The 5,745-nt window shown below is 33.7% G+C and carries 6 protein-coding genes; 1 reads left to right on the top strand and 5 read right to left on the bottom strand.

The window, feature by feature from the left end; all coding sequences use genetic code 11:
• Positions 1-115 precede the first annotated feature (115 nt).
• From PHI38_RS08595 to PHI38_RS08580, 4 genes are read right to left on the bottom strand one after another with little or no spacing between them, the layout of a single operon-like run.
• Positions 116-718, bottom strand: coding sequence for an ABC transporter substrate-binding protein (locus PHI38_RS08595; protein WP_299855110.1), 603 nt, complete (start codon positions 716-718; stop codon positions 116-118).
• A gap of 2 nt (positions 719-720) precedes the next feature.
• Entirely contained in the window at positions 721-1,494 is a 774-nt protein-coding gene (locus PHI38_RS08590; protein WP_299855107.1) for a VacJ family lipoprotein, read from the bottom strand.
• A 1-nt stretch (position 1,495) separates the two neighbouring features.
• A complete protein-coding gene (recR, locus tag PHI38_RS08585) occupies positions 1,496-2,065 on the bottom strand; it encodes a recombination mediator RecR (RefSeq protein WP_299855104.1) in 570 nt (189 codons plus the stop codon).
• 3 nt (positions 2,066-2,068) lie between these two features.
• Positions 2,069-3,202, bottom strand: coding sequence for a murein transglycosylase A (locus PHI38_RS08580; protein ID WP_299855102.1), 1,134 nt, complete (start codon positions 3,200-3,202; stop codon positions 2,069-2,071).
• Between the two features lie 98 nt (positions 3,203-3,300).
• Here PHI38_RS08580 and dnaJ point away from each other — a divergent pair, with 98 nt between their 5' ends.
• Positions 3,301-4,425, top strand: a complete 1,125-nt coding sequence (dnaJ, locus tag PHI38_RS08575; RefSeq protein ID WP_299855099.1) for a molecular chaperone DnaJ — start codon at positions 3,301-3,303, stop codon at positions 4,423-4,425.
• 78 nt (positions 4,426-4,503) lie between these two features.
• Here dnaJ and PHI38_RS08570 read toward each other — a convergent pair.
• Positions 4,504-5,745: alginate export family protein (locus PHI38_RS08570; protein ID WP_299855097.1), on the bottom strand; the 1,242-nt coding region annotated here is incomplete at its 5' end.

The raw sequence follows: 5,745 nt of genomic DNA, 5'->3' as shown, positions 1-5,745 counted from the left end.
TCTCAAGCCTCATGGCAAAGAGTGCCATGATTGCTACAAAAACAGCCAAAAAAGAGAGAATAATTTTTGGATATTTTAAGAGATAGTTTTTATATAAATTATGCAGCATATTTTTCTATGACTGCTTAGAGAGAGCATCCATAAGCGCTGTTATGGTTTTTGTCTGTAAAAACTCTCTAAATTGAGCTATATCTGTTTTTAAAATACTCACACCTATTATCTCTACATCATAAACCAACCAGTTATCTTTAGTTTCAATTGGAGTTTTTGGTTTGTGAAACTTATAAACAATTTCGAGCTTGTCTTGCTTACTTATAAGATCAGTTATGAGAGCTATTCTGTCTGGTTTTTTCTGCTCTAAACGCTTCACTTCAACTTTTTCATCTTTGTAGGCATCTATCTTGGATGAGTAAGACTGTTTCATTCTCTGGACATAAAGTTTTACAAATCTTTTCTTATCAGTGGATGATAGTTCTTTCCATCTATTTCCAAGACTAAGTTTTGCCATAAGCTCAAAGTCAAACATTGGCGTTAGTGCTTTTACAATGTTTGCATTTCTATCATTTTTTGAGAGTTTTTTATCTTCAACTATCAAAATAACTTCATCTATCTTACTTAAAAAATGTTTTTTTAACTCCTGTTGCTCATTTGCAACCAAACTTTGTGTAAATAAAAACATACTTAATAATAGAAAAAAAACTTTACCAATACTTCTCAACTCTACTCCTCAATCAGCTTATTTCTGCGTTGTTCATAAATATCTCTCAAGTATGGATAAAGATCTACCGCATCTTCTCTCATCTTCTCATATCTCTCTTTGTTTAAAGATATATAATTTATATACTCAAAAGATTTTGCACCAATATATTCTGGTGGAGTATCTGTAAGAGTCCAATAGCTTCTCTCATCATAATCAATAAATGTCAAGAATGAATCAGGATACATACCTGCTAAATCTCTTAAATTTGATGGCCCAAGAAGAGGTAATACAATATGAGGTCCACTACCTACTCCATAAAAGCCAAGAGTTTGTCCAAAATCTTCTTTATGTGCTTCAATCTCAAAATAGCTCTTTGCTGGATCAAAAAGTCCAGCTATTCCAACTGTTGTATTTACTACAAACCTAGCGCCTTCTTGTCCTGCATAACAGAATTTGCCTTGTAAAATATTATTTACAAAACTCATTGGAAAATAGATATTGTTAAAAAAATTATCGATACTTATACGGATTTCTTTATGAAGTGCATTTGCGTATCCAGTTGAAACAGGCTTTAAAACATACTCGTATGCGCCATCATTGAAAGAGGTCATAATTCTATTGTAACCACTAAGTGGATCGTAAATCTCTTTTACTTCCATCTCATCACTAAAAGAGTCTAGCTCATCATCATCGCTCTGTTCAATAAGTACACTGTTTGGCTCTTGAACACTCTTTGAGCTACATCCGCTAAGTCCAAAAATAACTAGACTAAGGAGTGTAAAAATCACTCTCATTTCACACCTTTACCCTATCTGTTAATGCTCTGCTTAGAGATAACAAATCTATATTTTCTAAACTTACTCCAGTAGGTACACCCTGAGCAATTTTTGAGTAGTTTATAGTAAAGTTACTTAATTTATCTTCAATATATAACATAACCGCATCATTTGCAATAGAGGGTGTTAACGCAAACACAATCTCTTTGATACCATTTTTAACTAAGTGTTCTAAACCAGAGAGATTAAAGTTTTCTAATGAATCCAAAACAAAATATCTCCCATCAAAGAGTCTATTTTCTTCCAATAAAAGAATATCTTTTGCATTTTCAACTATGCAAAGAATGCTCTCATCTCTGCTCTCATCACAACATATAAAGCAGAGTTCATCTTCACTCATTCCACCACATGAAGCGCACTGCTTTATACTTCCAAGTGCCTCTTCAATAGCATGAGCTATTTTTATACCAACAAAACTATTTTTCATAACTATGTGATATGCTAATCTTATTGCTGACTTTTTACCGATTGTAGGGAGTTCACCAAATGCTTCAACTAGTTTATTAAATTTTTCTAAACTTTCGCTCATTTTTTAAGACTCTTTTTTTGGCAACAATATCCACAGCTTTAGAGGCGCTTTTAACTTTCCAGCACTTTTTCCAGCTTCATCCCCATAACCAAAAAACAGATCCGCTCTAACACTTCCTTTAATAGCTCCACCTGTATCTTGAGCTATTACTACTCTGTTTAAATCTCTCTCTTTAGTATTTGCACTCATATAGAGCATACTTCCAAGTGGTAGATAACTTTTATCTACCGCAACAGAGCGATTTGGAGTTAAAACAATACCAAGCGCACCTGAGGCTGGTTTTGCTCTTTTTTTAAAGAATACCATTGACTCATTATGATGTAGAAGTTCATCTACACGTGATGGATTTTTATTGCACCAATCTTTAATCCCGCTCATAGAAGCCTGAGCATAACTCATCTCACCTGCATTTATAAGATACTTTCCAATAGAGCTGTATTTATATCCGTTTAAATTATCAAAACCAACATAAATCATCTCTCCACTATCAAGTTGTACTCTCCCTGAGCCCTGCACCTCTAAGAAAAAAAGATCTATTCTGTTGTCAACATAACAGACAATATCTGCATCTATTTTTCGCTTACTTAGCTCTTTTCTTGAGTAGTATGGAACTACTTTGTTCCCTTCTTTACGTCCTCTGAGTCTATAATCTTTAAGTTCTGGATACTGCTCGACAAAATCAACAACTAGTAAATCTCTTGGAGTTGAGTAAACTGGATATACATAAGGTTCTTTTTTACTCAAAGATCCTCTTAAAAGAGGTTCATAATAGCCTGTTAGAAGCCCATCACCCTCATTTTTTGTCATATCAACTTGGTAAGGTAAAAAATTTTCTATAAAAAATCTTTTTGGATCATTTACTCTGCTTGCTTCTTGGCACAGTTCTTTATAAAGTGATTTTGTTTTTGTTGTGCTACAGCTGTTTATAAAAGAGTTTAGTGCATCTTTATAGTTTTCACTCTCCCAATCTGGAAGCTCCTCAAAACTGCTTTTTATAAACTCAGTATTGGGCATAGTTTCAAATGTTACTTTTGATGGTTTTTCATAAATAGCACCTTCATAAGTAACTATTTTAGGCTCTTTAGAACATCCTACTAGCAATAAAATTGTAATTAAGTAGAGTATATTTTTTTTCATAAGTGCAATTATACCAAATAAGGCTAATTATATGAACATTAAATATTTAACGATATAATTACGAAAAAATATTAAAGAGTGGAGATATTAATTATAATATGCAAGATTTAAGCTATTACGAAATTTTAGAAGTCTCAAAAGACGCAGACCAAACAACAATCAAAAAAGCTTACAGAAAGATGGCTAAGACTTACCATCCAGACAAAAATCCAGGGGATAACGAAGCTGAGAGCAAGTTTAAACTATGCAACGAAGCGTATCAATGCCTAAGTGATGATAAACAAAAAAGCATCTATGATAGATATGGAAAAGAGGGTCTCTCTGGAATGGGTAGTCGTGGGCGTTCATCTGGTGGATTTGATGATTTAGGCTCTATTTTTGAAGAGATGTTTAGCGGTTTTGGTGGTGGTTCATCACGTCGTCGTCAAAATCCTGCAGATATGGAAAAATACAATCTTGATATGAATGTGGACATTAAAATTAGTTTTAATGAAGCAATCTTTGGATGTGAAAAAGATATAGAATATAAATATAAAAACTCTTGTAAAAGCTGTAGCGGAACTGGTGCGAAAGATGGCAAGCTATCTACATGTACACAGTGTAAAGGGCAAGGTCAAGTTTTTATGAAGCAAGGCTTTATGACATTTTCTCAAACCTGTCCAACGTGTCAAGGAACTGGCTCAGCACCATCAGCTTCATGTGAGGAGTGTAATGCAAAAGGTTATCATGAAGAGAGAAGTAATGTTACTATAAAAATCCCAAAAGGAATTGATGATGGTAATCGCCTTAGAGTTTCTGGCAAAGGAAACATTGGCAAGCGAGGAACAAGAGGTGATTTATATGTCACTTTTAGTGTAAAACCTGATAAACACTTCCAAAGAGAAGGCAATGATGTTTATATTGCTATCCCAGTATTCTTTACTCAAGCCGTAGCAGGAGATACATTAAACATCCCATCTTTAACTGGTGAGCTAGAGTTAAAACTTGATATTGGAACAAAAGATAAACAGCACTTTGTCTTTAAAGGTGAAGGCGTAGATGACGTTCATGGACATGGAAAAGGAAACTTAATCGCTCAGGTAAATATTACATATCCTAAAAAGCTAACTGATGAGCAGCGTGAGCTCATAAGTAAGCTTCAAGAATCTTTTGGTATAGAATCAAAGCCACATGAGAGCGTCTTAGATTCTGCTATAGATAAAATGAAAAACTGGTTTAAATAGAGAATCCACTCTATTTAGACTAAAAAACAATAACCTGCTAATTCAATCTAAAAGAATGTCAAAACCACTATTTTCATACTAAAAATTATATTTAATCTGCGCAACCAATCCAAAAGCATTTTCATCGGTTATATAACTATTTTTAGTAGTAGCTTCTTTTATATAGCTTCCACTTATAAAATAACCTACGCCAAAGAGAAGATCAATATTTTTTGAGTATTTATGTGTCATAAAAATATCTACTTCATCTCCATAATGGTCATTTTTCATAGAGGAAATTGTGTAACTTAACCATTTTTGAGTTTGTTCATCAGCATAAAATCTATGATATTCAAGCTTAATACTTGTTTTTTTATTTGGCTTATAAACATTAAATAATTCATAATCTTTAAGGTTACTCCACTGCATAAGATTTAGCCTTCCATAATACTTATCACTCGCTCCAAATGCTGAATCAAAAGTCTCATTCTCTTTTGTATTTGGATTATCGCCACTTGCATATGAATAACCTACTCCAACTTTAGTATTAATAGATTTAAAATGATAACCTGCATCGATATGATAGCCTACACCATCAATAGAAACCGTCTCATTTGTTAGCTTAGTGTAATCTCCAAAAGAGCTTATATAAGTTGCATCAAAAAAATAACTGTAGATATCATTATCATAAACTCTTGCCCCTGCATAAAAGCTCTCTAAAGAGTTGTAGAGCTCATTTTCTTTTCTGTTTTGTTTATAAGCAAAGATAGGTTCAAATGCAGCATGTTCTTTATAAACATAATGTCCGTATACCCCTCCACCATAATAGCTATGACGGTGATTTAAGCTAAACTGATCAGGATCGTGGAGCATAGTTGCACCATAAAAAAAATCTAAAAAATGCTCACCATCTTTGAGAGAAACTTTAGTGGCATCCCAAATCCATTTTCCAGCGTTCTTCCACTCTCCAGGGCCAAAAACTCTGGCATCACCGTATGAGATACTTTGTCTACCAACAGTTATAGCGAGATTTGAGTTTTCATATTTGAGGTATGTTTTACTTAGTTCAAAAGAATCACTTTGTGAGCTATGTACTTGTCCAAACTCTTTGTTGTACCAGTCATCGCTTGTAAATCCCCAGTCAAAAACTCTTGCATCTTGAAGGGAAACCTTAGCACTCCAATTGTCATTAAATTCGTAATTAAGTCCTAATCTTATTCTCGTCATAAGGTAACTGTCATGACCCTCACCCACCTTTGGTTTACTTCCATAGTACTTCTCATTCATATTGTCAAAGCTTTCAAAACGAAGTCTTATCTGAGCATCTGGGACTACTTCTGC

Origin of the sequence: Sulfurimonas sp. (assembly GCF_028694895.1) — a bacterium.
GTDB lineage: Bacteria > Campylobacterota > Campylobacteria > Campylobacterales > Sulfurimonadaceae > Sulfurimonas.
This window is presented reverse-complemented; position numbering and strand designations above follow the sequence as displayed.